The following is a 26,112-nucleotide window of genomic DNA, read 5'->3' as shown; positions in this document are numbered from 1 at the left end:
CAAAGTGGATCAAAGAATTGACCAGTTCGCCGATTTACCGATACGCTGCGGCAGAAAATCATTCGCACGGACCAGTTTGACTATGAGCCGCCTCGTCTTTGCCCGCATCCAATCTTCGCGCACGGCCGATGACATTGTCAGCCAAATCGAGATGCTGATCCTTGAAGGCGTGTTGCGGGTCGGGGATCAATTGCCGGGCGAACGGGACCTGGCTGTTCAGTTCGACGTGTCGCGGCCAATACTGCGCAGTGCTCTGAAGACATTGGAAGCCAAGGGCCTGCTTGTCGCCCGGCATGGCGGGGGTACTTTTGTTGCCGACGTCATCGGCGAAGTCTTTTCCAAACCGGTGATGGATCTGATTTCCAGTCACCGGAAGGCGGCGGCCGACTATCTTGAATACCGGCGGGAAATCGAAAGCATAGCGGCGGAATATGCCGCACGGCGGGCAACCGAAGACGACCGCTTACTGTTGCAGCATATCATGGACGCGATGCAGCACGCCTACGACACCGACGATTTCAAGAAAGAAGCGGAGCTTGATGTCGAGCTCCACAGCACCATCGGCGAATGTGCGCACAACATCATTCTTCTGCACACGCTACGCTCATGTTACCGGCTTCTGGCTGATGACGTGTTTTACAACCGCACGCTCATCTACGGCTTTCCAGGTGCACGGGAACAATTGCTGCACCAGCACAAGGCTATTTTCGATGCGATCATGGCGTCAGACCCGGTCAAGGCGCGGGCGGCGGTGCGGCAGCACATCGATTTCATTGAACAGGCACAACAGGAAGCAGCCCGCAACAGCGCGTGGGAAAACACGTCGCGTCTGCGCCGCAGTCAAAGAGAGTCGGACCGGACATGAAAACTGTCGACTTCAAACATGCCCGAGGTCCCGAGCGAATGCGCGTCTATGCCATCGGTGATGTGCACGGCCGGCTCGACCTGTTGCAGGAGATGCACCGGCGTATTCTCGCCGAGAATGAAAAAACTCCACCCTTTGACTGGGTTGTCGTCCATCTGGGTGATTATGTCGATCGCGGCCCGGATTCGCGCGGTGTGCTGGAGTATTTTGTCAATGCACAGAAGAAGACACATCGCATGCTAACGCTTGCCGGCAATCACGATGTCGGATTTCTGGATTTTCTCAACGGCAGCGATGTAAACGGTGTTTTCGCCCGTCATGGCGGCAAGCAGACTGCAAAATCCTATGGCGTTACCATTGATTTCTATGATCCGGCATCCGTTGCTGCCGGGCGCAGTGCGCTTCTGCGCGCTATACCCGCCGCACATGTGGAGTTTCTGCAAGGACTAAGGCGCTCAACCATTATGGGTGATTTTTTCTTTTGCCATGCTGGCATCCGGCCCGGTGTCGATCTGGAGCGGCAAAATCCCGAGGATTTGATCTGGATACGCTGGGATTTTCTTGACGATCCGCACCTGCATTCCAAGGTGATCATCCATGGCCATACACCGGCCAGCGATGTTGAAGTGCGGCAGAACCGGGTTAATCTTGATACCGGCGCTTATGCCAGTGGTCGCCTCAGCGCCATCAGGATTGACGCCGAAGCCAAGTCTTTTCTCGAAGCAACCGCTTAAATGTTAACGCGCTGAGGAGCTGATGCCGTAGCCGTCTGTGGAAACTGTGTGGCCACCGGCATCAACGGATACCAGTCCAGCGCCCATGAAAAGGATGGATGCAAGCATCACGGCAGTCAAAAGGGCAGCACTCTTGGTAGTCATTTGGGCGTTTCCATCATTGTCTTCGGTCTGGCTTGATGCCAGCTAACCGGCCCGGCAACTACAGCGCACAATTCTTTCCAGCAAGTGAATCAAAGACACGCTCCACATGAATACCGGCGATGCAATTTGATTCAAATGCTGGCTGTTGCAGAGTTGCAACTGAATCTGCGGTGAGGCTTAAATGAGCGCGACCCAGGCGCGGGCCAATGCCAACCCAGCCGCGTCCGCTGCTGCCCCGTTTTTGGCGACAAGAGCGGAATAATTCTCCAGCCAATCGGGATTGTTCGCTTTGATCTCAGGTTCGAAGACGTGCTTCCACTCTTCGACCAACGCGGTGTCGGCTTCAAAGTGGAACTGGATGGCATAGACGGCACGGCCAATCCGGAAAGCCTGATTCTTCGTGATCGTGCTCGACGCGAGATGCACCGCTCCCTCCGGCAATGAAAATGTATCGCGGTGCCAATGAAAAATCGGAAACTGCTGCGGCGTGGCGCCGAGAACCGGGTCTGAAGTGCCTTCGGCGGTTGACGTAATGTCATGCCAGCCGAATTCGGGTGGCCGGTTAAGCAGATTTTCGGCACCATAACCACGCGCAACAAGCTGACTGCCAAGGCAAATGCCAAGCACGGCTTTATCGGCATCGCCAAACCGTTTGGTCAGACGAGCAAGGTCAGGGAGATAAGGAAATTCATCATCGGCGAGCGCATTCTGATCGCCACCTAGCACGATGAGCGCGTCATAGTTGGAGTCATCTTGCGGCAATGCTTCACCAAGATGCGCTTGTACGATTTCAACCTCTGCATTCACCTCGTTCAAAGCGCGCCCGACCAGACCCAACCCGGTATTCTGATAATTCTGAACGACAAGAACCCGCATTATACCTGCCTGATGATCGCGTTGAAGATATTCTTGCGATAGCATGGTCCCCTCACAGCCGGAAGCCATCAAATGCCCCTGCAAAACCGTGTCACACCCTTTGGCGAGATCGTGTCCGTGCCACAACGCGGCACATTCATGGGAAATCGCGGCATTATTCACGACCCGGCAACCCGAACGCTGTTCAAACGGTGCTGGACACTCAAGGCCTGGATCATCTGTGTCTGCGAATACAAGAACGTCCGCCGTGCGGTGATGGCCCGGCAAAGCTGGACCGAACTGTTCTTTACAGATGAAGCCACCGCACTCAGTGCCGGTCACCGCCCCTGCTTCTATTGCCAGCGGCAACGAGCCAATGCCTTCAAGGCTGCGTGGGCCGAAGGAAATGAAGTGGAGAAACCTTCGGCACCACAGATGGATGCAGTGCTTCATGGCGAGCGTCTGGATGCGAGCGGCGGCAAGAAACGCCATCCGTTGCCAATGCCGGTGACCAGCCTGCCCGATGGCAGCATAGTCACATCAGGCGACAATGCTTATCTGATCCGCGATGGGCAGACCTATCGATGGTCTTGGGACGGCTATACGCTTTGCCCAGCACCAACGCAGGGTGTCAGCCTGCTCACGCCGCCATCAACGGTGCGGGCATTGGGCGCTGGATATATCCCGGTCATTTCAGGGATATACTGAATATGCGTTATTCTATTTGAAAAGACATTCCAGGGGGATGTCCTCCGGTTCGAGTGCAGACAATTCTGCATCGGGTGTCTCTGTGACGACACAACGCAGACGGCGGTAGAAATCCACTGTATTTTCTGACGGTATTGCCGAGACATAAAGCCCCTTGGCACCCATGTCTCTGGCAACATCCTTGCAATGTTCGAAGAGGCGGACGCCCAGGCGCTGACCGCGATAAGCATTGCTGACATGCAGGAAGGTCAATTGCAAAAGCTCCTGCTTTGGACCGCGCCAGATTGTATCAACCGCACCAACACCAGCCACTTTATCGCCATCGAAGAAGCCGAAGAACTGTCCGCCACGGTCAAAACTTGCCTGCAGCAGGGGCGTGTATTTTTCCGCCTCGCCATCTTCCCAGCCGGGAACATCAAAATAGTGTGGTTGCAGGACCAGTTTGCCATCCAGCAAGACATAAATGTTTTCAATGATCTCGCTGCGATCGATGGTCCAGACCTGTTCGATCTCGCTGCGTTTTAGTGCCCGGAGTTCCATGTGCTTGCTCTATATGTCAGATTGATATGCTCTTTAGTGAAATATAGAACAAAACTCATCTCGCAATCAAGCGATATCCAGATCAAACTTTGACACTTGCCGGTGCAGCCCTCCCGATCTTCCAACCAAGGCTTGTACCTGCCGCAGCGATCAGAATCGCCGCCGACCCGATAAACTGGCTGGGCTGCAATTGATGACCGAAGGCAAAGTAATCAACCAGAATGGCAGCAATCGGATAGATAAAGGAAAGAGATCCGGTCAGATGTGTCGGCAGTTTCTGGATGGCGCTGTAAAGCAGAATGTACATCAGCCCGGTATGGATGACACCGATGGTAACGATGCTGCTCCATTGACCCACGCCATTTGGCAACACACTGAAATCCGCAAGCGGGATCATCAGCACAATCCCGACACAGACTTGAATGAGCGCGATCAGATGTGGCGGCGTCCCCTTGAGGCGCTTGGCTACGATGGCGGCAATCGCATAGAGAAAAGCCGCGCCCAGTGACAGGCCAATGCCTGCAATATAATCGGTGCCCGTATAGCCACCGCCCGGTTTGGCCTGCACGATCAAGAGCATGCCGGCAAAGGCCAGAGCCAACCAGAACAGTTTGGTAAATGTCAGCTTTTCCTTGAAGATCAGAGCACCGAGCCCAACAAGCATGAAGGGCTGGACGTTATAAACGGTCGTGGCAATGGCGATGGATGCGCGGGGATAAGCGGCAAAGAGCAAAACCCAGTTGAAGACGATGGCCACACCGCCAAGCACGGCAAGACCAAACAATTTCAGTGAAATGACATTGGGCCGCAACAGCCCGAGCGCGGCACAGATACCAAGCAATGTCAGCGCCCCAATCAGGCAACGCCAAAAGACCACTGACAGGACGGGCTGGCCCGACATCAGCACAAACCAGCCGATGGTGCCTGAAATCATCATTGCAGCGGTCATCTCGACGCTGCCCCTTACAATATCCCGTTCCATGCCATTACCCCGTTGTCTGTTGATGCAAGACTATTCGTTGCAAACACGATTTGATATATTCAGGAGAAGGCAAAACATGTATATTTCCTGTATAATGCAGGCTCAAATCATAAAACACCTTACGAGGATAAAATGCTCGACGAAATGGACAAGACGATTCTCGGGATTCTCATTGAGGATGCGCGGATATCCCTGAAAGAACTCAGCCAGAAAGTCGGGCTGTCTTCCCCAAGCGTATCGGAGCGATTGCGGCGGCTGGAAGAGAAGAAAGTCATTCGCTCCTTCACCGTCGACATCGATCCGGTAGCTCTCGGTTACCATCTGACAGCCATTGTGCGGGTAAGACCCTTGCCCGGAATGCTGCACATCGTTGAAAAGCTCATTCAGGACACGCCTGAGATTACCGAATGCGACAAGGTGACGGGCGACGACTGCTTTATCGGCAAGATCCATTTCCGCACCATGGAACAGCTCGACAAGTTGCTGGACCGGCTGGCGGAAAAGGCAGAAACCAACACGTCCATTGTCAAGGCATCAACGATCAAAAGGCGTTTGCCGCCGCTGGGATGAAACATCCTGTACTTGACCTTTCCACCCGGTCTCTGGCATCGGTTTTCCATGCGCGCAAATTACAAGATGCAACGGCTTTATATTACGGCGGATCTGTCAGCGGGAAAGCGGGCTGAAGCGCCTGCTGAAGCGGTCAATTATCTCGCCAATGTCCTGCGGATGAAGGAAGGGGATGAAATTCTCGCCTTCAACGGTCGTGACGGCGAATGGCGGGCTGCGCTGCGCTTTGAAAGCAAGAAGAAGCTGGCACTTGAACCGCTGGAACAGACACGCGAACAGCCCATGTCGCCTGATCTGCTTTATTGCTTTGCTCCGCTGAAGCAGGGACGGCTCGATTATCTCGTACAGAAAGCTGTCGAAATGGGTGCAGGCGTCTTGCAGCCGGTCATCACCCAGCACACGCAGGTGTCACGCATCGGGATCGATCGAATCGAAGCCAATGCCATTGAAGCGGCGGAACAATGCGGGGTTCTGGCCATTCCCACGACGCGGGAGCCGGTCAAACTGGAAAAGTTACTGGAAGGCTGGGACTCAAACCGCCGCCTGATTTTCTGCGACGAAGGTCATGATACCCATAATCCCCTGCCGCTGTTACAAAGCCTGCCGCGCGGGCCGCTCGGCGTGCTCATTGGACCAGAAGGCGGCTTCTCGGACGCTGAGCGCGAAACCTTGCGCAAACTGCCATTTGTGACTGCTATTCCACTCGGCCAACGCATCCTGCGCGCCGATACCGCCGCCGTTGCCGCACTCGCTCTTGTTCAGGCGACGATCGGCGATTGGTGAGATACAAATTCTCTTGATGAGTGCATCAGCGAAATTTGCTTGCGCTCGTTTCCGAAAACAGCCAATCACGCCACAAGCACGATAATTCTAGTGGGGAAGCACCATCCATGGCGCGCGATACAACAGACGAGACGCCCCTTTCCGGCACCGAAGAACTGGCAACCTATCTTGACCAGGGCTCAAAGCCGCAATCCGCATGGCGCATCGGCACAGAGCACGAAAAATTCCCGTTCTATACCGAAGACCACAGCCCGGTACCCTATGATGGTCCCCGTGGCATCCGGGCCATTCTTGAAGGCATGCAGTCCAAGCTGGGCTGGGAGCCAATCATCGATGAAGGCAATATTATTGGTCTGGTTGAGCCAACCGGTCAGGGCGCGATCTCGCTTGAGCCGGGCGGACAGTTCGAACTATCAGGCGCGCCGCTCTCCACCATCCACCAGACCTGCCGAGAAACCAACGCGCATCTGGCGCAGGTGCGCGAAATAGCCGAGCCGCTTGGCATCCGCTTTCTCGGCCTCGGTGGCAGTCCGAAATGGACGCTGGCCGAAACGCCACGTATGCCGAAATCGCGCTATAACATCATGTCTAACTACATGCCGAAAGTTGGCAAGGATGGTCTGAACATGATGTATCGCACCTGTACCATTCAGGTGAATCTCGACTTTGCTTCGGAAACCGACATGCGCCGCAAGATGCAGGTCTCCGTGAAACTGCAGTCCATCGCCACCGCCCTGTTTGCCATGTCGCCATTTACCGAGGGCAAGCCCAATGGTCTGCTCTCCTGGCGCTCAGAAATCTGGCGCGATACGGACAATAATCGCTCCGGCGTTCTGCCCTTCATTTTCAATGAAAATTTCGGTTTTGCCGACTATGTCGAATGGGCACTCGATGTCCCAATGTATTTCGTGCTGCGCCATGGCCGCTACCATGACTGCACTCATGTGACCTTCCGCCAGTTCATGAACGGCGCGCTGAAAGATTCCATTCCAGAAGGCACGCCCAATATGGGCGACTGGACCAACCACCTTTCGACGCTTTTCCCGGAAGTCCGGTTGAAGCGCTTCCTTGAAATGCGCGGTGCCGATGGCGGTCCATGGCGGCGTATCTGCGCCCTGCCCGCATTCTGGGTTGGCATTCTCTACGATGCCGAAGCTTTGAACGCTGCCGAAGCATTGACCCGCGATTGGACCTACGAAGAAGTACAAGCTTTGCGCGACGACGTACCGGCAAAAGGCCTGCGCGCCACGTTGCGCAACCGCTCGGTGCATGACATTGCGCGCGATGTGCTGGCAATTTCGCGGCTTGGACTCAAGAACCGCGCTTTGCTCAACAGCGAAGGTTTCGACGAGACCCACTATCTGGCCTCACTTGAGGAAGTTATTGCCCGTGGCACAACCTCGGCCGAACAGATGCTGAGTCAGTATAACACCGTCTGGGGCGGTTCAGTGGAACCGGCCTTTCTGGAGTATGCCTACTAGAGGAAACACGTATGACCAAGACCATCCTGATCACCGGCGCAAGCCGTGGCATAGGCCGTGCCGCAGCCATTCTTGCGGGACAACGGGGCTGGTCAGTTGGCGTCAATTATGTGGGCAATAAGACAGCGGCTGATGAAGTGGTTGCGGCAATTATCGCTGCAGGCGGCAAAGCCAAGGCGATTCAGGGCGATGTGGCCAGCGAAGCCGACGTCATTTCCATGTTTAAACAGGCCGATGAGCTCGGCACGCTGGACGGGCTTGTCGTCAATGCCGGTATCGTCGCGCCCGCGTCCAAGCTCATGGATATGGACGCTGATCGCATGGGGCGCATGTTTGATGTCAATATTCTCGGCGCTTATCTCTGCGCCCGCGAAGGCGTTCGCCGCATGGCACGTTCTCGCGGCGGCAAGGGCGGATCAATTGTCATCCTGTCATCGGCAGCAGCGCGCCTCGGCGGGCCATCTGAATATGTCGACTATGCCGGATCGAAGGGTGCGATGGACACGCTCACAATTGGGCTCTCCAAGGAAGCCGGCCCCGAAGGCATCCGCGTCAATGCCGTGCGCCCCGGACTGATCGAGACCGACATCCATGCCAGTGGCGGCCAACCGGACCGGGCGCAACGTCTTGGCGTGACAGCGCCGCTGGGCCGTCCAGGAACGGCCGATGAAATCGGCGAATCCATCGTGTGGCTGCTCAGTGATGCAGCATCCTATGTCACCGGTGCTCATCTGGATGTAACCGGTGGCCGCTAGGTCGATTTTGACTCCCGTTTACTGACTTATGTGTTATGCGAAAGTTAGATTGTCTGACGCGGATTCTTCACACCATGCCCACTCACAAAGCACTGACCGAAGCTTTCATCCCCGAGCTGCCGAACTATTACCGTGGCAAGGTCCGGGAGAACTATGACCTGCCGGATAGTCGGCGCATCATTATTGCAACAGACCGTATCAGCGCGTTTGATCGCATATTGGCCTGCATTCCGCTGAAAGGTGAAGTGCTCACGCAGACGGCACGGTTCCAGTTCGAACAAACCAAAGATATTTGCCCGAATCATGTGCTCGAATATCCGGACCCGAACGTTGTTGTTGCCCGCAGGCTTGATATTCTTCCCGTGGAAATCATCGTTCGTGGCTATCTCGCAGGAACAACCGGTACGTCCATCCTGACACTTTACAAGACGGGTAAGCGCGCAATGTACGGCACGACGTTTCCCGATGGCCTCAAAGACAATGAAAAGCTCCCGGCACCGATCATCACACCGACCTCGAAGGCGTTCGATGGCGGCCATGACGAGCCTTTGACTGCAGATGAAATTCTCAGCCAGAAGCTGCTGACCAAAAAACAATGGGAGACTGTTTCCGGCTATGCGCTGAAACTCTTTGCGCGCGGCCAGGAAATTGCCGCGAGCCGCGGTCTCATTCTGGCTGATACCAAGTATGAATTCGGCACCGATGCCGATGGCAACATTGTTCTGGCCGATGAAATCCATACGCCAGATTCCAGCCGTTACTGGTTTGCCGACAGCTATGAAGCGGGCAAGCGCCCGGTCAGCTTCGACAAGGATTTCGTGCGCAACTGGGTGGTTGAACGCTGTGATCCGTACAAGGATGACATTCCGGAAATTCCTCAAGACGTGATCGACGCCACCACCAAAGTCTATATCCACGCCTATGAGACAATCACGGGTGAGACTTTCGTGCCGGGCGATGCATCGGTTGATCCGTTGCAGCGGATTCGGAAGAATCTGGCGAAGTATTTTTAGGATTGGCGATCGGGTCCACTGCAGTAATATCGTGCGTGGTTCGTGGTTCGACAAGCTCACCAGGAGGGAGAGTGGTGCTGTAAGGCTGACCAGAAATATTGCAGAATATAACTCCCTGCAATCCTCACTTTCCCTGATGGTGAGCTTGTCGAACCACGCACAATCGTTGTGCAGTCAATGCACTCTCACACTCTAAGCTGATAAAAAGATTGAACTTCATGCCTTTGCGGCGCTAGTCTTCCCTTGTGCATCAGCCCGAAGGAGGATCGGCGCCATGAATCTTGTAGACATGTTCCTGAAGGGACAAGGCGGGCAGGCTGTCGAAGCTCTGTCCCGGCAGTTTCAACTCTCGCAACAACAGACGATTGCCGCAATCGAAGCACTGATGCCTGCCTTTTCACAGGGCTTGCAGCGCAATACCGCTGATCCGATGGGCGTCGGCGCATTCATTCAAGCGCTGTCTTCCGGCCAACACGTCAACTATTTTGATAATCCGCAGGCCGCTTTCAATCCGGCCGGAATTGCCGACGGCAATGCCATTTTGAACAATCTCTTCGGTTCGAAAGAACTGTCGCGGGCGGTTGCCGACCATGCAGCACGGATGACCGGGATTGCAGTAAGCACGCTGCAACAGATGCTGCCGGTTCTGGCCTCGATGATGATGGGCGGGCTTTACAAGAAATCCACCGGCCAGTTTGCTGCAGCCGGTCTCGGGGGCGGCAATGTCATCGGTGATCTGATAGAACAGATGATGCGGCAAGGCGGCGGTATTGGCGGTCAGACTGCGCCGAACCAGCAGGCTGGCAATAACCCGTGGGGACAGATTCTGGAAGGCATGTTGGGCGGTGCCGGTGGCGGACAACAACAGCCACAAGGACAAGCCAACCCTTGGGGTAACAACCCCTTGGGCCAGATTTTGGAGCAAATGACACGGGGTGGTTTTCCCGGTGGAGCAGCACCACAAGGGCAGCAGACCGGAGGCAATGCCCAGGCACAGAACCCGTTTGGAGATAATCCATTCGGCAAGATCTTCGGAGAAATGCTCGGCGGCGGTGCACAGCAACAGTCCGCCCCTGAACCTCAAGCAAAGCCGCAGCGGCCCGAAGAACCGGCTGCCGCCCCTTCAACGCCTGACAATCCGTTCAAGGATGTCTTTGGCCAGATGTTCGAAACCGGACGCAAGACCAGCGAACAATATCAGAAGGGTGTTGAATCCATATTCGACCAATACCTGAAAGGGATGGACCGCAACAAATAGCCATTAGAAAGAAAAAGCCCGGCCGTAAGGCCGGGCAGTGGGCAGGCGGGGCGTCGGGAGGGGATTCCGACGTGAATGGGACGCCTGCTAACTCTTCAATCGATGCTTAGCTGATCGAGCGTGCTGCGCGGACACGGGCCCTTACGTCGGCCAATGCGCCCAGTCTTTCGCTTGGATCGTCAAGCAGCGAGGTGCCAAGGGCAGCATGCAGATCACCGCGCGTGACACCGATGTCATGCAGCATTTGATCGTTCCACTCGCCGAGGCTCAAAATCGATTTGCGATTGCGACGGGCGACGATCATTCGGGTGACAAAGCCAGCAGCCTGCACCAGCGCGGATGTGATCGCGGGTACAAATCCAGTTACTTCAGTCGTTCTCGTTGTCGTCGTCATCGCCCTACTCCTTTATGAATGGCGCTGATCAAGAAGGGTTGAATTTTGTAGAAACCATTTTCTACGCATCACGCTTGGGCTCGTTTAGAACCAGCGTTTCCTGAACATCTGTAGAATGATCCATAAAAATTGATTATTCAAACGAATGTTTTTCATATAAAGCTTCAATAATAGTGATGGATCGAATGATCCGGGAGCAAAGCCATGAATGCACCACTTGATCTCGACCAATTGCAGACATTTATCGCCATTGCCGACAGCGGCAGCTTCACCAGAGCCGCCGATGCGGTCAACAAGACGCAGTCAGCGGTTTCCATGCAGATGCGACGATTGGAAGAGCGGGTATCCAAGGCACTCTTCGAGCGCGACGGGCGCACCAACAAACTGACTGAAGATGGCGAGCGCCTCTTGGCCTATGCCCGCCGCATGATGCAGCTCAACGGTGAAACAATCGCCGCTTTTGATGACACGCAATTGCAGGGGCATATCCGTATCGGCACCCCTGATGATTATGCCGATCGTTTCCTGCCTGAGATCATGGCGCGCTTTTCCCGCTCCAATCCTCGCGTCGAGCTTTCTGTTGTCTGTGAACCCACTGTCAATCTGGATGAAATGATCCGCAAGGGTCAGCTTGATCTGGCGCTGGTGACGCAATGCGATGATATGCGCCGCTCGGAAGTGGTGCGTAGCGAACAGCTGCTTTGGGTGACGTCAGCCCATCACACGGTGCATGAGGAAAAGGTTCTGCCGCTCGCCGTTGGCCGCCCGACCTGCATCTGGCGTGCTGCAGCAATCGACGTGCTCGACACCATGCATCATGATTATCGCATTCTGTTTACCAGTTGGTCGGCCACTGTTCTTGCAGCTGCGGTGCTGGCAGGCCTTGCAGTGTCAATCCTGCCGGAATGCGCCCTACGCCCGGGTATGCGCGTTCTCACAGAAGCGGATGGGTTTGGCCGCTTGCCCGAGTTCGGCATCGGCATCATGCGTGGACATACCAAGCCGTCAGCCATTGTGGACGCATTGGCACAGCATATTGTCGAAAGCCTTGACAACCTGTCCATGCCCACTCCCGTCAGCATGATACAGTCACAGGTACCGGCGCTGGTAAATCAGCGCCTGCGGCAGGTGCGCTCCACAGAACTCGTGCCGGGCTGGTGAGCAGGCCTACAGCCCGCCCTGCCAGACCTTGATCGCGTCCAGCGGATAAAGCAGCATCACTATGTTGAGCGTGAGGTTGTCGCGGATGACGTATCCGGCAAGCAGTTCAAAGAAGATCGCGATAATGATCGTCAGCCATAATGGCGCGCGCGACGCGAAGAAAAAGCCGATGACCATAAACAGGATATCGCAGACTGAGTTCAGCACACTGTCGCCAGTGTAGCCCAGCGCAATCGTTGCCTCACGGTAGCGGTTGATCACCATGTCGGTATTTTCAAAGATTTCCCAGGCTGCCTCGATCAGAATGGCAAAGAGCAGGCGAAAGCCGACCGGCTTGCTACGGGCAATGACCCAAAGAATGCCATAGAACAGAAATCCGTGGATGATGTGCGAAAGCGAATACCAATCGGAAATATGCTGGGAATTATCCGAGGAGTTGGTTTCGCCCACCCACAATCTGATATTGCCGCAGGTGCAGATGGGGTTGCGCCCCATAAGCAGCAGAATAATTGCGGCAAGCGCGATCATGGCGGCGCCGATCAAGAGATAATGGCGCAGGCTCAGACGCCCTATGGTTGCGGACATGTGTATTTCCCCTTTTATCCCCCGGCCCATGTCCATAGTTCTGGAAGCAAGCCACCCGAGACTTGACGCCATTCACGACCCCGGTAGGAATAGCAAATGACCGAAAAGTCCGAATCAACATCCAATGTCGCTGAATATTCCGTATCTGAAATCTCGGGAGCGCTAAAGCGCACTGTTGAGGATACGTTCGGACACGTGCGCGTGCGGGGTGAAATTTCCGGTTATCGCGGTCCCCATTCCTCAGGGCATGCCTACTTCTCGTTGAAAGATGACAAGGCCCGCATCGAGGCTGTTGTCTGGCGCGGCAGTATGAGCCGCCTGAAATTTCAGCCTGAAGAGGGCATGGAAGTCATCGCTACGGGCAAGCTGACGACCTATCCGGGATCATCGAAATATCAGATCGTCATCGAGCAGATGGAGCCAGCGGGCGCAGGCGCGCTGATGGCACTCCTTGAAGAGCGCAAGCGCAAGCTCGGTGCCGAAGGCCTGTTCGATCCGGCCGCCAAAAAATTGCTGCCATTCATGCCGCGCATTATCGGTGTTGTTACGTCGCCGACTGGCGCAGTCATTCGCGATATTATCCACCGCATTACCGATCGCTTCCCGCTGCACGTGCTGGTCTGGCCTGTGCGCGTGCAGGGCGAGACGTCAGGCGCGGAAGTGGCGGCTGCGGTCAACGGGTTCAATGCATTGCAACCCGGTGGCTCGTTGCCCCGCCCCGATGTTCTGATCGTCGCGCGGGGTGGCGGCAGTCTGGAAGATCTCTGGGGCTTCAACGATGAAATCGTGGTGCGTGCGGTTGCGGCATCGGAAATCCCGGTTATCTCGGCAGTGGGTCACGAAACCGACTGGACGCTGATCGACCTTGCCGCTGACGTGCGGGCGCCCACACCGACTGGTGCCGCTGAAATGGCTGTGCCTGTGCGGGCAGACCTGCAGGCCAGCGTTGCAACCTATGGTGCACGGCTGGCTGCGGGCATGTCGCGTTATCTCGACAACCGTCGGCAAGCACAGCGGGCACTGTCGCGTGCCCTGCCCTCAGCCGATCAGTTGCTGGCCTTGCCGCGGCGGCATTTCGATGAAACAGCGGCCCGGCTTGGCCGCGCCTTGCAAGCCAACACGCAAAAGAAGCGCGCGCATTTTGATGGCCGCGCCAGGCAATTGTCGCCCCGCGTCCTGCAACAGCGTTTCCGCGAAAAGCAGCGTGAAGTCACGATGTTTGGGGATCGCCTGCCGCGCAGCCTGTCAGTCTTCCTGCGTGACCGCCGCGCCATCTTTGCCCGCCATATCCAACGCCTGTCACCGGAACCCATTTCCCGTCTGGCCGTGCGTGGCCGCCAATCACTTAACCAATTGATGCGCAGGCAGGATCAGGCCATCGGACTCACGCTTGACCGTGCCAAGCGGCGCGGTGTTGAGTTGGAGCGGCTGATGAAGACGCTTTCACACACGAGCGTGCTGGAACGTGGCTTTGCCATTGTCCTCGACCCGTCAGGTGCGCCGGTTAAACGAGCAGCGGCGATAGCAGCTGGCGATGATCTGACCCTGCGCTTTCAGGATGGTGATGTGCTGGCCCTCGCCAAGAGCGGTGACGCAGCGCCAGCGCAACCAAAGCCGGAGCGTCCTGCAACGGTTAAAAAATCTGTGGTTCCCGGCACCGATCAGGGTACGCTTTTCTAGTCCGCAGAGCGAATAATACCCCTTTTTCTGCCGGACGATCAGGCAGTGACGTATTCATCCATCCGTCAAACTCGACTGCTACGGGTAAACCGAAGCGCTGCCGCGTATTTGCGCTCATCCATGGACCGTCATCATGAAGACATTCTCTTTATCCGCCGCGATCCTGTTTTGGGCTGCGATCACCAACGCCTCGGCTCAGGATTTTGGCAAGCTTTCCCTCATGGGCGAGATCGTCCTCCCCACTGGCCTCAAAATCGCCGGTGTAGAGTTCGGCGGTATTTCCGGGCTCGACTATGATGCGGCACACGACATCTACTACGCCATCTCCGACGACCGCTCGGAGAAAGCGCTTGCGCGCTTTTACACGCTCAGGATTGCCATGGACGAGAAGGGCATCCATGGCCTTGATATTGTCGCGACCCATACAATGCTCGATGCCGAGGGTAAGCCTTTTGCTGCAAAGGATGTGGATCCGGAATCCATCCGCTTCAATCCAGCAACCGGCACACTCTATTGGACAAGCGAAGGCGATCTGAACGGCAAGCCTGCCGTGCGCGAGTCCCGTGCGGACGGCACATTTGTGCGGGAGTTCGTTTTGCCCGATGCCTATCTGCCCAATGGCGACAAGACGCGCGGCGTCCAGAATAATCTGGCCTTTGAAAGCGTGGCCATTTCGCCCGATGGCAAAACCCTGCTGGCGGGAACCGAGAATGCACTTGTGCAAGATGGCCCAAAGGCCACACTCGAAGCAGGCAGCCGTTCCCGCATCATTGCTTTCGACATCGGTTCGGGCACCGCAACCGCAGAATATGTCTACGACACCGGTCCGATTTTTGCTCAGGCAACGCAGGCACCCTACTGGAACGACAACGGCATGTCGGAGTTTGTGCCGTTCGGCGATGGTTTGCTGGCGGTCGAACGTGCTTTTGCGCTGGGCGTCGGCAATCAGATCAATTTCTACCGGACAAGCTTCACCGGTGCGACCAATATAAGCGGCGAACTATCACTGAAGGACAAGCCGCTCGTCCCCATGAAGAAGGAACTTGTGCTGAAGCTTGGTGAGGGTGATTTTGGCCTCGACGTCGACAATATCGAATCGGCAACCTGGGGTCCTGAGATTGGCGGCAACAAGACGCTTGTGATTGCATCCGACAACAATTTCAATCCGGCGCAAGCAACGCAGTTCGTGGTCTTCAGATTGTCTCATCCATAGGCTTCTATTCCCGGGTCCATTCCGGACTGTTGAGCTCGATCAGCGAGCGCGACCAATCCTCAATAAACCGCTGACGCTGTGCCCTGTCCTGCACGGCGAGCAAGGCCGGTCCGATACGGATGGGCTGTGCAATACCCGATTCCTTCAAGTTCTGCGGGCCATCGACATCCGGTGGCAATCCGCCAGTTTCGGAGAAATAAAACGCATTGCTGCGTGCAATTTCCTGCCCGCGCTCTGATAGGAGAAAATCGAGAAACTGCGCGCCAAGATCACCGCGCACGGCGGATTTGGGCACCAGCGCGCCACGGCTGAGTACCAGCGTATAATCACGCGGGACCACAATCCGCAGATCAGGATGTTTGCGCGCCGCGTCATAAGCGTAGGAGCCAAGCATGTTATAGCCGATATAAAGTCGCCCGCTTGCAACTTCCTCGAGGATTTCCCCGGTGCAACACCGCGCAACCGCCGAGGCGCGTGCCATACTTTCCAGCAAACGGCCAAACACCGTGTTTGTCTGCCGCGCATCGTAGAAGGCCAGGAGATAGCCGATACCGGACAAACGGATATCGTAGGTACCAACCCGGCCGCGATAATAATCCAGACGCTCGCGCAGCAGGTCAGCCAATTCCACATGAGTGCGCGGCACTTCGGCAGGCGGTACCTTGCGGGTATTATAGACAAATACCGCAGGTTCATAGGTGAAGCCAAAAACCTCATCGCGCCAGTTTGCCCAGTCCGCTACACCAGCGGTTTCCGGCGAGGTGTGCGACGCAGCGCAACCATCATTGGCAAGCTTCAGCAACTGATCAACCGACGATGAAAGCAGCAAATCGCCCAAAGGCTGATCCTTGCGGCACGCCTCGTTGGCAAGCGCGTGCAGTTCATTGGTCAGATACTCGATATAGTCGATGGCTATGCCTGGAGACGATTTCTGGAACTCATCAATCAGCGGCTTCATCGCCGCAAGATCCGTGGTCGAATATATGGTCAGCCTACCGGTTTCTAACTGCAGTGCTGGGAACTGTGTGCGATTATCCTCAACTGCCATTGCCTGTGAGGCAAATGACAGGAGAGCAAAGACGGTGATGCAAAGCCGAATCATTTCGCTAGGCCCTTATACAGCGGCAATGTCAAAATCACCGTAAATCCCCGTTCGTTGCGGGCGCGGAAACCCAGCGTGCCGCCGTGAGCATTCACCACTTCCTGCGCAATCGCGAAACCAAGTCCCGAACTTCCCTCGTGGGATTTAGACGTGGCAAAGCGCTGAGTGGCTTTCTCCCACCCTTCAGGTGGAATACCGGGCCCGTCATCCTCAACTTCGACGTAAGCGTCGATAGCATCGGAACGCACCCGCACTTCCAGTCGCTGATCCGTGCCATGGCGCAATGCGTTGTCGATAACATTGACGATCGCTTCCCGCAGGCTCACGGCATCCCCCAGCACAAAGGGCCTGTCATCGGGCGCCTCGAATGAAATGACAATATCAGGATCAACGGTGATCGGGATGGCAGCGCGATAAGCCCGCCGTGCCACATCCACAAGGCTGATCGGCTCAAGCTGGATCGAATCCGCGCGATGAATGACCATTGCATGACTGAGCAACTGGTTGGTCAGCCGGGCCAGCTCGCCGGTGCGCTGCTGCACACGCTCGAAATGCTGACGTCCAGCTTTATCAAGCTTGTCCTGCCCCAGAAGATCAATCTGAGCAGAAAGCGCCGTCAACGGGGTCCTGATCTGATGAGCAGCATCGGCGATGAACCGTTGCAGCAGATCCACCCGTTCATTGAGACGCCCCATAAAATGGTTGATGGAACCGACAAACGGATCAAGCTCACGCGGTACATCCACCGAGACCGGCGTCAGATCATGCGGATCGCGGCGGCGAACAGCCGCGCCAAGCCGTTCGACTGGTTGAAGCGCATAGCGGATGGCCAGCATGGCACCACCGAAGGCCAAGAGGCTCATGACAAGAACGAGAATGGTGGCACGAAGCGTAAGCTCGCGCGTGAGGGCGGAGCGCGCCTCGTTGGTCTGCGCAACAATCACATAGGCATGACCCGCCACTGATGGATCAGCCAGAACGCGCGTTGCCCGGGCAATGCGGACCTCCTCGCCTTTATACACGCCCTCGGTGATGCTCAGCGCATCGCGGTTGCCGGCTGTCAGTTCCGGGCTCTGCAAATCGTCATAACCGGTAACGGTTTTACCTTGGGTATCGATGACGCGATAGAAAATCCGGTCGCGTTCAGCCAGACCAAGCAGTTCGAAGGCAGAGGTTGGCAGACGCACACTGAGAGCACCATTTTCCACCGAAAGGCTCTCGGCCATCTGCAGCGCCGCGCCGACCAGCAGGCGGTCATAGGCCTTGTCCGCTGCAGTCTCCGCATAGTACCAGGCTGCACTGACAAGCAGTGCCGCGCCGATGCCCAGCACCAGTGAAATGCGCCGCGCCAAACGCGCAAAAAGCGAAGGTTCACGGCGTGTCATGGGACACCAGTTGATAGCCCAGTCCACGCACCGTCACGATGCGGGCTTTGGCACCTTCGAGTTTCTTGCGCAGGCGACCCACGTAAAGCTCGATGGCATTGGCATTGGCAGCCTCGTCAAAACCAAAAATCTGATCAAGCAATTCGTCCTTGCTGAAGACTCGCCCCGGGCGCGCTGCCATCACCTCGAGCAAGGTCAACTCACGGCGTTTCAGCTGAACTTCGCGCTTGCCGACATGCACGGAGCGCGCGCTGCGATCGATGGCGATATCACCGCATTTGATCAGGTTCGTCGCCTCACCGCCCGTGCGGCGGCGGATCAGAACCCGCGCGCGCGCCTCGAGCTCGCGGAAGTCAAATGGTTTGACCAGATAATCGTCGGCACCCAGATCGAGCGCTCCAACCCTGTCTTCAATCTCGGAACGTGCGGTCAGAACCAGTACAGGGACTGTATTACCGGATTTGCGCAAGCGTTTGAGTATCTCGAAACCATCCATCCCCGGCAGCATGACATCGAGAATGATCAGGGCATATTCGGTGAAATCGATGATCTCGGACGCATCCCGGCCATTGGTTTCCCAATCCACAGCATGGCCAATCGCCTCAAATCGCTTGGCGATGGCCTCCCCGACATCATGCGTATCCTCAACCAGCAATATGCGCATGCGGTTTCATTGGCATGAACGCTGCAAGGGATCAATTGGAGATCATCGTTTTGAAAATAACTTGTCGTGCCGCAAACCTGCCTTCGGCTTGGCAAAGACTGAATCGCGCGATATCGAGACGTTGCATTTGCTGCGCAATGCAAGCCCGAATTGTATGAAAAATACTGGAATGAAGACAATGATTATCCGGCCGAGAGAGAATGATGACATACCGGAACTGGTGGCGATCTGGGAAAGCGCCGTGCGTGCGACGCACCATTTCCTGTCCGAAGATGACATTCAGTTCTTTTTGCCATTGGTGCGTGAGGAAGCCCTGCCCGGTATGGAAGTATGGGTGGCCGAAACACCATCCGGCAAACGTCTTGGCTTCATGGGGCTGGACGAAGCAAAAGTCGAAATGCTGTTTGTTGATCCGGCCCGGCATGGTCAGGGAACGGGCAGGCGGCTGCTTGATCACGCGCGCACGCTCAAAGGCCCACTGAGCGTTGATGTCAACGAACAGAATCCCGATGCTCACGGCTTTTACCTGAAGTACGGCTTCGTCCAGACCGGCCATTCTGAACTGGATGGATCAGGCCGGCCATTTCCCCTGATTCACATGGAGCAGCCAGCTTAAGCCACTGCGATTCCGGCTGGGGCCAAGCGCGTGCAGAATACGCGAAAACAATCGCGCTGCTTTTGGGCAGTTGCGATGCTAGGCCTTCAAAACATTGGGGGTTTTTCAAGAATGGTACGGACGGGTGGATTCGAACCACCGACCTCAGGAGCCACAATCCTGCGCTCTAACCAACTGAGCTACGACCGCGTACCGTCTTCTTTTCGACAGGCGTCACATACGGAAGATTGACGCTTTTGGCAAGCGCTCGATGCAACAGAAAGCCAAAAACAAACAAAAAGAAAAGGCCGGGGGAGGATCCGGCCTTTTCCATTAATGCAAGACCTACGCGGGAGGAACTATGTGGTCTTGCGTCTCCAGCGACTGGGAGGAGGAATGCCGCTGGAGTATTTTCTGCATCACAGGTCTATAATTAGGCGACCTTGACGTCCTTGATTGCCTTCTCGACAGCCGACTTGACCGGAGCGGAGATTTCTTCAACAGCCTTGGTTGCAACTGTCTGGAAGTCCTTGGCCTGGTCTGTCAGAGCTTCAGCCTGCTTGCGAACGAATGCGCTCTGCAGTTCGATAACTTCGCCGAAAGACTTTACGCCGATCAAAGCTTCGATATGAGCAAAGCTGGCTTCGGTGTTGGTGCGCAGAGCAGCAAGAGCCTTGAGCGAAAGAGCAGCGGTGTTGGACTGCGCTGTTTCGAATGTGCTTTCGAGTGTCTTCTGTGCAGCTTCAGCCTGATCCTTGATCTTGGCATAAGCTTCTTTGGACTGGGCAACGCCCTTTTCAGTGAATTCGCGAACCTGATCGGTTACAGCGGTTGCATCAAAGGTAGGGATCGAGAACGCATCAGCAGTCTGTTTTGTAGTCTTGCTCATAATATGTTCCTTCCGGTGTTGCAGCAGTCTTTGCCGCTGCTTGTGAATTCATGAATTGTATATAGCTGCATTTATTGTGCATTGCAACATTTCTTTTGCATCGCACAATCAAGCACCTGATTTTCCATCAAAATATTTGTGTGGACGGCTTCCGGAGTTAACTAAACCAAGAGAAAGACGTGTGAGGAAAGGCAGTGTGAGTGGACGATTGATCGCCAAATCTTTATTAACAGAGTATTAAAGACAGCCCGCGCCGAAGCGGGTGTCTATTGCGGAGTGCACCAGTCAACTGATGACGTCTGGAACCTACCCATTCATTGACATTGCCGTCCTGGATGAAATCCGGGAGCATTTTGCCAATGGCGATGCGCTTGTGGTTATTTCGCCGGATCTCGAAAACGTCGTTTGGGCCAATGGCCAGGGCGCAGCCGCGCTTGGCTACGCGAGCATCGATGATATTCTGGATGGTGGCGCGGTGCTCAATGTTCAAGCCCGACGGCAGCTTATGGCGCTCGATGGCTTTCCGGCAATCGGCCATGGCCGTACGGTTTCGCTGCGCGTGGCTTTCGGACTTGCCAGCCGTATACTGACCTTTCAGGCCAGCGACCTGACATTGCCGCGCGGCGAGCCGGCCATTCTCTTGTCCATTGCCAATACCGCACGCATGATATCGGAGGACAACGTTGCAGCGCTGGCGATCAAAGGTTTTGGCGACAGCACGACCCACGCAGCAATGATCGACTCGACGGGCAAAGTATTGGCCGCTTCGGACCAGTTTCGCGCCATCGGTTTCAGCGACAAGATTTTGGGCGATCTGGTGCGGGAAGTGCGGCTGGAACGCAATCGTCTCGTCAAACGCCCTGTCCAGACCGCCAGGGGTGCCGTGCCAACCGGCATTGCCCGATTGACCGACAGCCCTGCCCTGCATTTGCTGTTTGCCATTGAGGACGTTGCCAGAGAAGCAGCTGAACCAGCGCCCGCAGCTTCAACAGAACAGAAGTCTGATCCTGCATTGGCTGCGGATATTACTCCCGCCGTCGATCAGATCGAACCTGCAGTTGAGCCTACGGAAGTACTGATAAGCGCACCAACAGCCCAGTCCGTCGAAGAACCGCCTTTGGAAACAGCGCCGGAAACTGTTGAACAAATGCCCTTGGTCTCCGGCTCTGCAAACACAGCTTTCCAATACAAGCCTTCCGACAATCCGGTCCGCTTTGTCTGGAAGGTTGATGCCGATGCCAATTTCGATGAAGTATCACCGGAGTTTGTTGCGGCGGTGGGGCCAAATTCTGCGGCTGTTATCGGCAAGTCGTTTCGCGATGTTGCCAAGGTCTATGGGCTCGACCACAGCGGTGAGATTGCCGAACTTTTGGAACGCCGCGATACATGGTCCGGACGGACCGTCCTGTGGCCGATAGAGTCGACAGATCTGCGCGTTCCGATTGAACTGGCTGCGCTACCGATCTATTCGCGCGATCGCGTTTTTATGGGGTTCCGCGGTTTTGGTGTTGCCCGGATGGGCGATGTTACTGTTGATCCCGAAGCGATAGGCAAAGCGCTCGCGCCCAAAGCATCTGAACCCGTTGATGCTTTCAATGGTGAAACGCCGGCGCTCGTCATTACGCCGACCGTGCCTGTTGCAACAAAACGCCCGGACGCTGCGACTGAAACAATCGACGGCAATGTCATCCCGCTGAAGACCAATCGTCCTGCACGTGACGATGGCCGCCTCAATGAGACAGAGCGCAATGCATTCCGCGAAATCGCCGAACGGCTGCGCCGCGAAGTGCTCGCGGATTACACCAGGGATGATGATATTCCTGCATCTGCAGTGGAAGTTGCTGCCGAGGCAAAAGCCAGCGCAATTACCAAGCTTGATCGTGATCCGCCGTCAGTGCCAGAGGCCGAAATTGTCGGACCAGGTTTTGCTGAACCATCGCCGGTCGGTGAAAGTGATGATAAACCAGAAGCTGGCGGTTTGGCCCACGGAGACTTTGCCGAGAATATCCGTACACAGGCACGTCAGGGCGTCGATACGGCGATCCTCGCCGCTCTGCCGCTTCCGGTTTTAATCCATCGCCATGGAATTCTCGTCTATGCCAATAAGGCGTTGCTTGAGACCACGCATTACGACTCGCATGATGCCATCAACGCTGCAGGCGGGTTGAATACGCTTTTCGCCGATGCACCTGTCGGAGATGAAGCTGATCACGCGGGTGGTGTCAATCTGCGCCGCAGCGATGGAACAACGAAACGCGTGCAAGCCCATCTTCAGGCGGTACGCTGGGACGAGGACGGCGAACGCGCGCTGCTTCTTGCACTTTCGCCCGAGGCCCCGGTTGCAATCGTACAATCGCAGGAACAGCGATTTGACGACAGCGAGCGGCAATTGCTGCAGACCCGTATCGACGAGCTCAACGCCATTCTGGATACCGCAACGGACGGCGTTATCCTGCTGGACTCTGCCGGAGCAATCCGCTCGATCAATCACTCGGCTGCGGCACTCTTCGGCTATAATCCGGAAGAGGTAGAGGGCAAGGCGTTTTCGCTGTTGTTTGCCATCGAGAGCCAGCGCGCGGCGATGGACTATGTCAGCAGCCTTTCCGACAATGGCGTTGCCAGCGTTCTGAATGACGGTCGCGAAGTTATTGGCCGCGAGAGCAAGGGCCGGTTCATTCCCCTGTTCATGACCATCGGCAAATTGGACGCCTCGAAGGGCTTTTGCGCGGTCTTGCGGGATATCACCCACTGGAAGCAGGCCGAAGAGGAGCTTGTCAGCGCCAAGCGCGAGGCCGAACGGACCTCCAGCCATAAGAGCGAATTCCTCGCACGCATCAGCCACGAAATCCGCACGCCGCTTAACGCCATCATCGGATTTTCCGAACTGATGGCGGACGAAAAATTCGGCCCAATCGGCAACGAACGCTATCGCGATTATCTGCATGATATCAGCCGCTCCGGCAATCATGTGCTCTCGCTCGTCAATGATCTTCTGGATATCTCCAAGATCGAAGCTGGTGCTGTCGAGTTTGATTTCCAGGCAGTATCGTTGAACGAAGCACTGACCGAAGCCGTTGCCATCATGCAGCCGCAGGCAAACCGTGAACGGGTGATTATTCGTTCCAGCCTCACATCAAAGCTGCCTGATATTGTCGCCGATCATCGCTCAATCACGCAGATTGCGCTGAACCTGTTGTCGAATGCCATCCGGTTTACCGGACCGGGTGGACAGGTGATCATTTCCACCAGCTACGAGCCAAGCGGCGACGTGTTGTTGCGGGTCCGGGATACGGGTATTGGCATGACCCGGCAGGAAGTTGAGCAGGCCCTGCGCCCATACAAGCAGATTACCACGCCAAAGCACGCAAGGACTGACGGCACCGGTCTTGGCTTACCTTTGACCAAAGCCATGGCCGAAGCCAACCGGGCCAGTTTCTCTATCGATTCGACACCGGGACGGGGCACTATGGTTGAAATCAGCTTCCCATCAACGCGGGTCCTCGCCGACTAAAGCTCATCACGCGGATAATGTGAGACACAACCATCCGCTGGCATGCGGCCTGTCTGCCGTGCAAGCAGATGCATGCACAAGCGTTGCACAATGCACTCACTTTGAGGCTGGACCCATTTGCCTCGAAACCCCTTGCCTCATTGAATCCGCATTACGCTGGCACATGCCGAAATAACAAATTGGCTGCAAAAGTGCATAGGCCTTGAATTGCAATCTGTCATCGCTAACCGTAAAGGGTGAAGCGTGGAATTCTTCCGGCATGCGCCGAAAGTATATCGAACATCGGAAATATTCATGTCCTGGTACCGGCCGAGGAACATTCTCGTAACGATCATTCTGCTGGCACTTGTTGCGGCGGGAATTCTTGCCGCAGCACCTTACCTCGTCAGCACGGATCTGATCCGGGTGCGTTTGATTCAGGAAATTCGCAATTGGACCGGCTATACCGTTGACTCCCGGCAGACGCCGCAAATTTCATTCTTCCCTGTCTTTTCCGCTTCACTTGGTGATGTGACCATTCGAAACCCCTGGCAGAATGAAGGCACGCCTTTCATGCGGGCTGAACGGATTGAAGTCGATCTTTCGCTTATCTCGGCGCTGATGGGCCGAACTGAATTCACCGAGACCAAGATCATTCGCCCGCGGTTCGTGGTTGATGAACCGATCAAGAGCCTGTCGCAGATCGGCGAATCTCTGGCCAACACCGACGGACGCATCGGCGATGTCATGCGTGAAGCGCGTTTGGCAATTGAAGCCAACCCCGCCAAACCGGATATGAGCAATGTCTCCTCGCAGCCCTTCGGGCGTATCCGGCTCGAACATGCTATGGTCACTTTCAAACGGCCGCTCAATGGCGCGGAAGAACAGATTTCGAGTATCAGCGGCGTTTTCGAATGGCCGCAGACGTCTGGCGTCGCGAGCTTCAAAGGAAATGCAATCTGGCACGGCGAAGAGACGGAAATCGACACTTCCGCCAGCAAGGCGCTATTGCTGTTAGCCGGCGGCACCAGTCCGCTTCAAATCAATCTTACCTCCACACCCCTGACGCTTGCCTTCAACGGGTCGGCCAATATTTCCAAAAATCAGTTCTTTGAAGGCACATTGTCCCTGACATCACCTTCCCTGCGCCGGACATTGGAGTGGTCCAAAACACCCACTATTCCGGGCGCACCGATTGGCAGCTTCGCGCTGGATGCATCGGTTTCCGGTTCGGCCAACCGTATGAAACTTGACCGGATGACGGCAACTCTCAACGACAATCCGGCCAAGGGCGGTATCGAGGTTGTGCTTAATGATGGCACGCCAAGTGTTACCGGCACCCTTGCCTTTGAAAACCTTGATCTTCACTCCGTGCTATCGGGTTTCATGCCGCTACCGGACGGTTCGGCCAATTCAAATGCGGTTGTTGACACGAAATTCCTGAAGCAGGCAAATGTCGACCTGCGTGTCTCCACTCAAAAAGCAACCGCAGGGTCGGTTAATCTGACGAACGTTGCCGCAACCGCGCAGGTGCGCAATGGACGCGCTATTTTTGACATCGGTGAAGCCTCGGCATTTGACGGTTCCATTGCAGCAAGTTTTCAACTCGCGGCAGAGGGCGATGGCGGTGCGACCGGTGAGCTGCGCCTCAACGGGACCGACGTCAACAGCACGCTGATCGCACCCTTGCTTGGGTTGGGCCAGCGCTTTGATCTCGGTAAAGGCACGATGTCGCTCGTGCTTAAGGGACCGATTACACGCTGGTCCTCGGCGCTGGAAAGCGCTAAGGGAACGCTGAGCATGCGCTTTGCTGCGGGGCAGATCAAAAGTCTCGATTTCAACAACCTGCTCAACAAGGCAAAAACGGACAGGTTCTTCAGTCTGAACGAAAAGACCAATGCATGGCTGGCGTTCGATCGCATGGAAATTAAAGCCAACATCATGGACGGCGTCGCGGCCCTTGACACTGCGCAAATTCAGATGAAATCCGGTGTGCTCAGCTTTGCCGGTATTGTGACGTTGATTGGCAAGAGCCTGGCGCTGACGGGTGACTATGCTGTGCCTGTCGCTGCTGCTGTGGTTCCAGCACCCGCGCCGGCGGCTACCACGCCTGTGCCAACGGACGGCACCACGCCGCCCGCCACAACGCCTGCACCAGCCGAGCAGAAGCCCGTGCAAACTTTCGATCACACACGGTTCTTTATTGGCGGTTCCTGGGACAATCCCTTCATTTCGCCGATTATCGCTCCGGCGAACTGAGCTGGCG

Annotated in this window: 25 protein-coding genes and 1 tRNA gene; 15 read left to right on the top strand and 11 right to left on the bottom strand. The window is 55.9% G+C overall.

The features are described from left to right. Nucleotides 1–82 precede the first annotated feature (82 nt). Entirely contained in the window at nt 83–865 is a 783-nt protein-coding gene (locus HB779_RS08655; protein ID WP_188345316.1) for an FCD domain-containing protein, read from the top strand. Continuing rightward, complete coding sequence (locus HB779_RS08650; RefSeq protein WP_188345315.1) at nt 862–1,599, top strand: metallophosphoesterase family protein; 738 nt, start codon at nt 862–864, stop codon at nt 1,597–1,599. Before HB779_RS08655 ends, HB779_RS08650 begins: the two co-directional genes overlap by 4 nt. 3 nt (nt 1,600–1,602) lie before the next feature. Here HB779_RS08650 and HB779_RS08645 read toward each other — a convergent pair whose 3' ends face one another. Next, nucleotides 1,603–1,743: a hypothetical protein gene (locus HB779_RS08645; protein WP_188345314.1), complete on the bottom strand. Its 141-nt coding sequence runs from the start codon at nt 1,741–1,743 to the stop codon at nt 1,603–1,605. A gap of 177 nt (nt 1,744–1,920) precedes the next feature. Next, a complete protein-coding gene (locus HB779_RS08640) occupies nt 1,921–2,619 on the bottom strand; it encodes a type 1 glutamine amidotransferase (protein ID WP_188345843.1) in 699 nt (232 codons plus the stop codon). A gap of 72 nt (nt 2,620–2,691) precedes the next feature. Between HB779_RS08640 and HB779_RS08635 the strand changes: the two genes are divergently transcribed. Then, on the top strand, nt 2,692–3,306 hold the full coding sequence (locus HB779_RS08635) for a hypothetical protein (protein WP_188345313.1): 615 nt from the start codon (nt 2,692–2,694) through the stop codon (nt 3,304–3,306). Between the two features lie 12 nt (nt 3,307–3,318). Here the strand turns inward: HB779_RS08635 and HB779_RS08630 are convergent, their stop codons facing one another. Both HB779_RS08630 and HB779_RS08625 read right to left on the bottom strand, forming a co-directional pair. Then, on the bottom strand, nt 3,319–3,846 hold the full coding sequence (locus tag HB779_RS08630; protein ID WP_188345312.1) for a GNAT family N-acetyltransferase: 528 nt from the start codon (nt 3,844–3,846) through the stop codon (nt 3,319–3,321). Nucleotides 3,847–3,928: 82 nt separating this feature from the next. Continuing rightward, complete coding sequence (locus tag HB779_RS08625) at nt 3,929–4,828, bottom strand: DMT family transporter (protein ID WP_188345311.1); 900 nt, start codon at nt 4,826–4,828, stop codon at nt 3,929–3,931. Between the two features lie 132 nt (nt 4,829–4,960). Here HB779_RS08625 and HB779_RS08620 point away from each other — a divergent pair, with 132 nt between their 5' ends. From HB779_RS08620 to HB779_RS08595, 6 genes are all read left to right on the top strand, one after another. After that, nucleotides 4,961–5,398, top strand: a complete 438-nt coding sequence (locus HB779_RS08620) for an Lrp/AsnC family transcriptional regulator (RefSeq protein WP_188345310.1) — start codon at nt 4,961–4,963, stop codon at nt 5,396–5,398. Nucleotides 5,399–5,446: 48 nt separating this feature from the next. After that, nucleotides 5,447–6,181 carry a 16S rRNA (uracil(1498)-N(3))-methyltransferase gene (locus tag HB779_RS08615; protein ID WP_244642493.1) on the top strand — a complete coding sequence of 245 codons (735 nt, stop codon included), beginning with the start codon at nt 5,447–5,449 and terminating at the stop codon, nt 6,179–6,181. Between the two features lie 107 nt (nt 6,182–6,288). After that, nucleotides 6,289–7,662: a glutamate--cysteine ligase gene (locus tag HB779_RS08610; protein WP_188345309.1), complete on the top strand. Its 1,374-nt coding sequence runs from the start codon at nt 6,289–6,291 to the stop codon at nt 7,660–7,662. A gap of 11 nt (nt 7,663–7,673) precedes the next feature. Beyond that, a complete protein-coding gene (locus HB779_RS08605) occupies nt 7,674–8,417 on the top strand; it encodes an SDR family oxidoreductase (RefSeq protein WP_188345308.1) in 744 nt (247 codons plus the stop codon). A 74-nt stretch (nt 8,418–8,491) separates the two neighbouring features. Then, complete coding sequence (locus HB779_RS08600; RefSeq protein WP_188345307.1) at nt 8,492–9,430, top strand: phosphoribosylaminoimidazolesuccinocarboxamide synthase; 939 nt, start codon at nt 8,492–8,494, stop codon at nt 9,428–9,430. 274 nt (nt 9,431–9,704) lie between these two features. After that, a complete protein-coding gene (locus HB779_RS08595) occupies nt 9,705–10,688 on the top strand; it encodes a DUF937 domain-containing protein (RefSeq protein ID WP_188345306.1) in 984 nt (327 codons plus the stop codon). Nucleotides 10,689–10,794: 106 nt separating this feature from the next. Here the strand turns inward: HB779_RS08595 and HB779_RS08590 are convergent, their stop codons facing one another. Further along, the gene (locus HB779_RS08590; protein ID WP_188345305.1) at nt 10,795–11,082 is read right to left on the bottom strand and encodes a DUF1127 domain-containing protein; all 288 of its coding nucleotides are present in this window, start codon (nt 11,080–11,082) and stop codon (nt 10,795–10,797) included. 204 nt (nt 11,083–11,286) lie between these two features. On the opposite strand from HB779_RS08590, the gene HB779_RS08585 reads away from it, so the two are divergent. After that, the gene (locus HB779_RS08585; RefSeq protein ID WP_188345304.1) at nt 11,287–12,243 is read left to right on the top strand and encodes a LysR substrate-binding domain-containing protein; all 957 of its coding nucleotides are present in this window, start codon (nt 11,287–11,289) and stop codon (nt 12,241–12,243) included. A 6-nt stretch (nt 12,244–12,249) separates the two neighbouring features. On the opposite strand, the gene HB779_RS08580 is transcribed toward HB779_RS08585, so the two are convergent. Beyond that, entirely contained in the window at nt 12,250–12,828 is a 579-nt protein-coding gene (locus HB779_RS08580; protein ID WP_188345303.1) for a DUF2585 domain-containing protein, read from the bottom strand. Between the two features lie 96 nt (nt 12,829–12,924). Here HB779_RS08580 and xseA point away from each other — a divergent pair, with 96 nt between their 5' ends. Together xseA and HB779_RS08570 are read left to right on the top strand one after the other, a co-directional pair. After that, nucleotides 12,925–14,508, top strand: a complete 1,584-nt coding sequence (gene xseA / locus HB779_RS08575) for an exodeoxyribonuclease VII large subunit (RefSeq protein ID WP_188345302.1) — start codon at nt 12,925–12,927, stop codon at nt 14,506–14,508. A 133-nt stretch (nt 14,509–14,641) separates the two neighbouring features. Next, nucleotides 14,642–15,721: an esterase-like activity of phytase family protein gene (locus tag HB779_RS08570; protein ID WP_188345301.1), complete on the top strand. Its 1,080-nt coding sequence runs from the start codon at nt 14,642–14,644 to the stop codon at nt 15,719–15,721. 4 nt (nt 15,722–15,725) lie between these two features. Here the strand turns inward: HB779_RS08570 and HB779_RS08565 are convergent, their stop codons facing one another. From HB779_RS08565 to HB779_RS08555, 3 genes are read right to left on the bottom strand one after another with little or no spacing between them, the layout of a single operon-like run. After that, nucleotides 15,726–16,823 carry an ABC transporter substrate-binding protein gene (locus HB779_RS08565; RefSeq protein ID WP_188345300.1) on the bottom strand — a complete coding sequence of 366 codons (1,098 nt, stop codon included), beginning with the start codon at nt 16,821–16,823 and terminating at the stop codon, nt 15,726–15,728. Beyond that, a complete protein-coding gene (locus HB779_RS08560) occupies nt 16,820–18,208 on the bottom strand; it encodes a sensor histidine kinase (protein ID WP_188345299.1) in 1,389 nt (462 codons plus the stop codon). The genes HB779_RS08565 and HB779_RS08560 overlap by 4 nt, the downstream gene beginning before the upstream one ends. Further along, complete coding sequence (locus tag HB779_RS08555; protein WP_188345298.1) at nt 18,195–18,872, bottom strand: response regulator transcription factor; 678 nt, start codon at nt 18,870–18,872, stop codon at nt 18,195–18,197. Before HB779_RS08555 ends, HB779_RS08560 begins: the two co-directional genes overlap by 14 nt. A gap of 169 nt (nt 18,873–19,041) precedes the next feature. On the opposite strand from HB779_RS08555, the gene HB779_RS08550 reads away from it, so the two are divergent. After that, nucleotides 19,042–19,488 (top strand): acetyltransferase, encoded by a 447-nt coding sequence (locus tag HB779_RS08550; RefSeq protein WP_244642492.1) that lies wholly within the window; start codon nt 19,042–19,044, stop codon nt 19,486–19,488. Nucleotides 19,489–19,600: 112 nt separating this feature from the next. On the opposite strand, the gene HB779_RS08545 is transcribed toward HB779_RS08550, so the two are convergent. Further along, a tRNA-His gene (locus HB779_RS08545) sits at nt 19,601–19,677 on the bottom strand. 223 nt (nt 19,678–19,900) lie between these two features. Continuing rightward, on the bottom strand, nt 19,901–20,356 hold the full coding sequence (locus HB779_RS08540) for a phasin (RefSeq protein WP_188345297.1): 456 nt from the start codon (nt 20,354–20,356) through the stop codon (nt 19,901–19,903). Between the two features lie 292 nt (nt 20,357–20,648). Between HB779_RS08540 and HB779_RS08535 the strand changes: the two genes are divergently transcribed. Together HB779_RS08535 and HB779_RS08530 are read left to right on the top strand one after the other, a co-directional pair. Continuing rightward, complete coding sequence (locus tag HB779_RS08535; protein ID WP_188345296.1) at nt 20,649–23,867, top strand: PAS domain S-box protein; 3,219 nt, start codon at nt 20,649–20,651, stop codon at nt 23,865–23,867. A gap of 294 nt (nt 23,868–24,161) precedes the next feature. Beyond that, nucleotides 24,162–26,105 (top strand): AsmA-like C-terminal region-containing protein, encoded by a 1,944-nt coding sequence (locus HB779_RS08530; protein WP_188345295.1) that lies wholly within the window; start codon nt 24,162–24,164, stop codon nt 26,103–26,105. Nucleotides 26,106–26,112: the final 7 nt, after the last annotated feature.

This window comes from Phyllobacterium sp. 628 (assembly GCF_014189505.1).
GTDB lineage: Bacteria > Pseudomonadota > Alphaproteobacteria > Rhizobiales > Rhizobiaceae > Phyllobacterium.
This window is presented reverse-complemented; position numbering and strand designations above follow the sequence as displayed.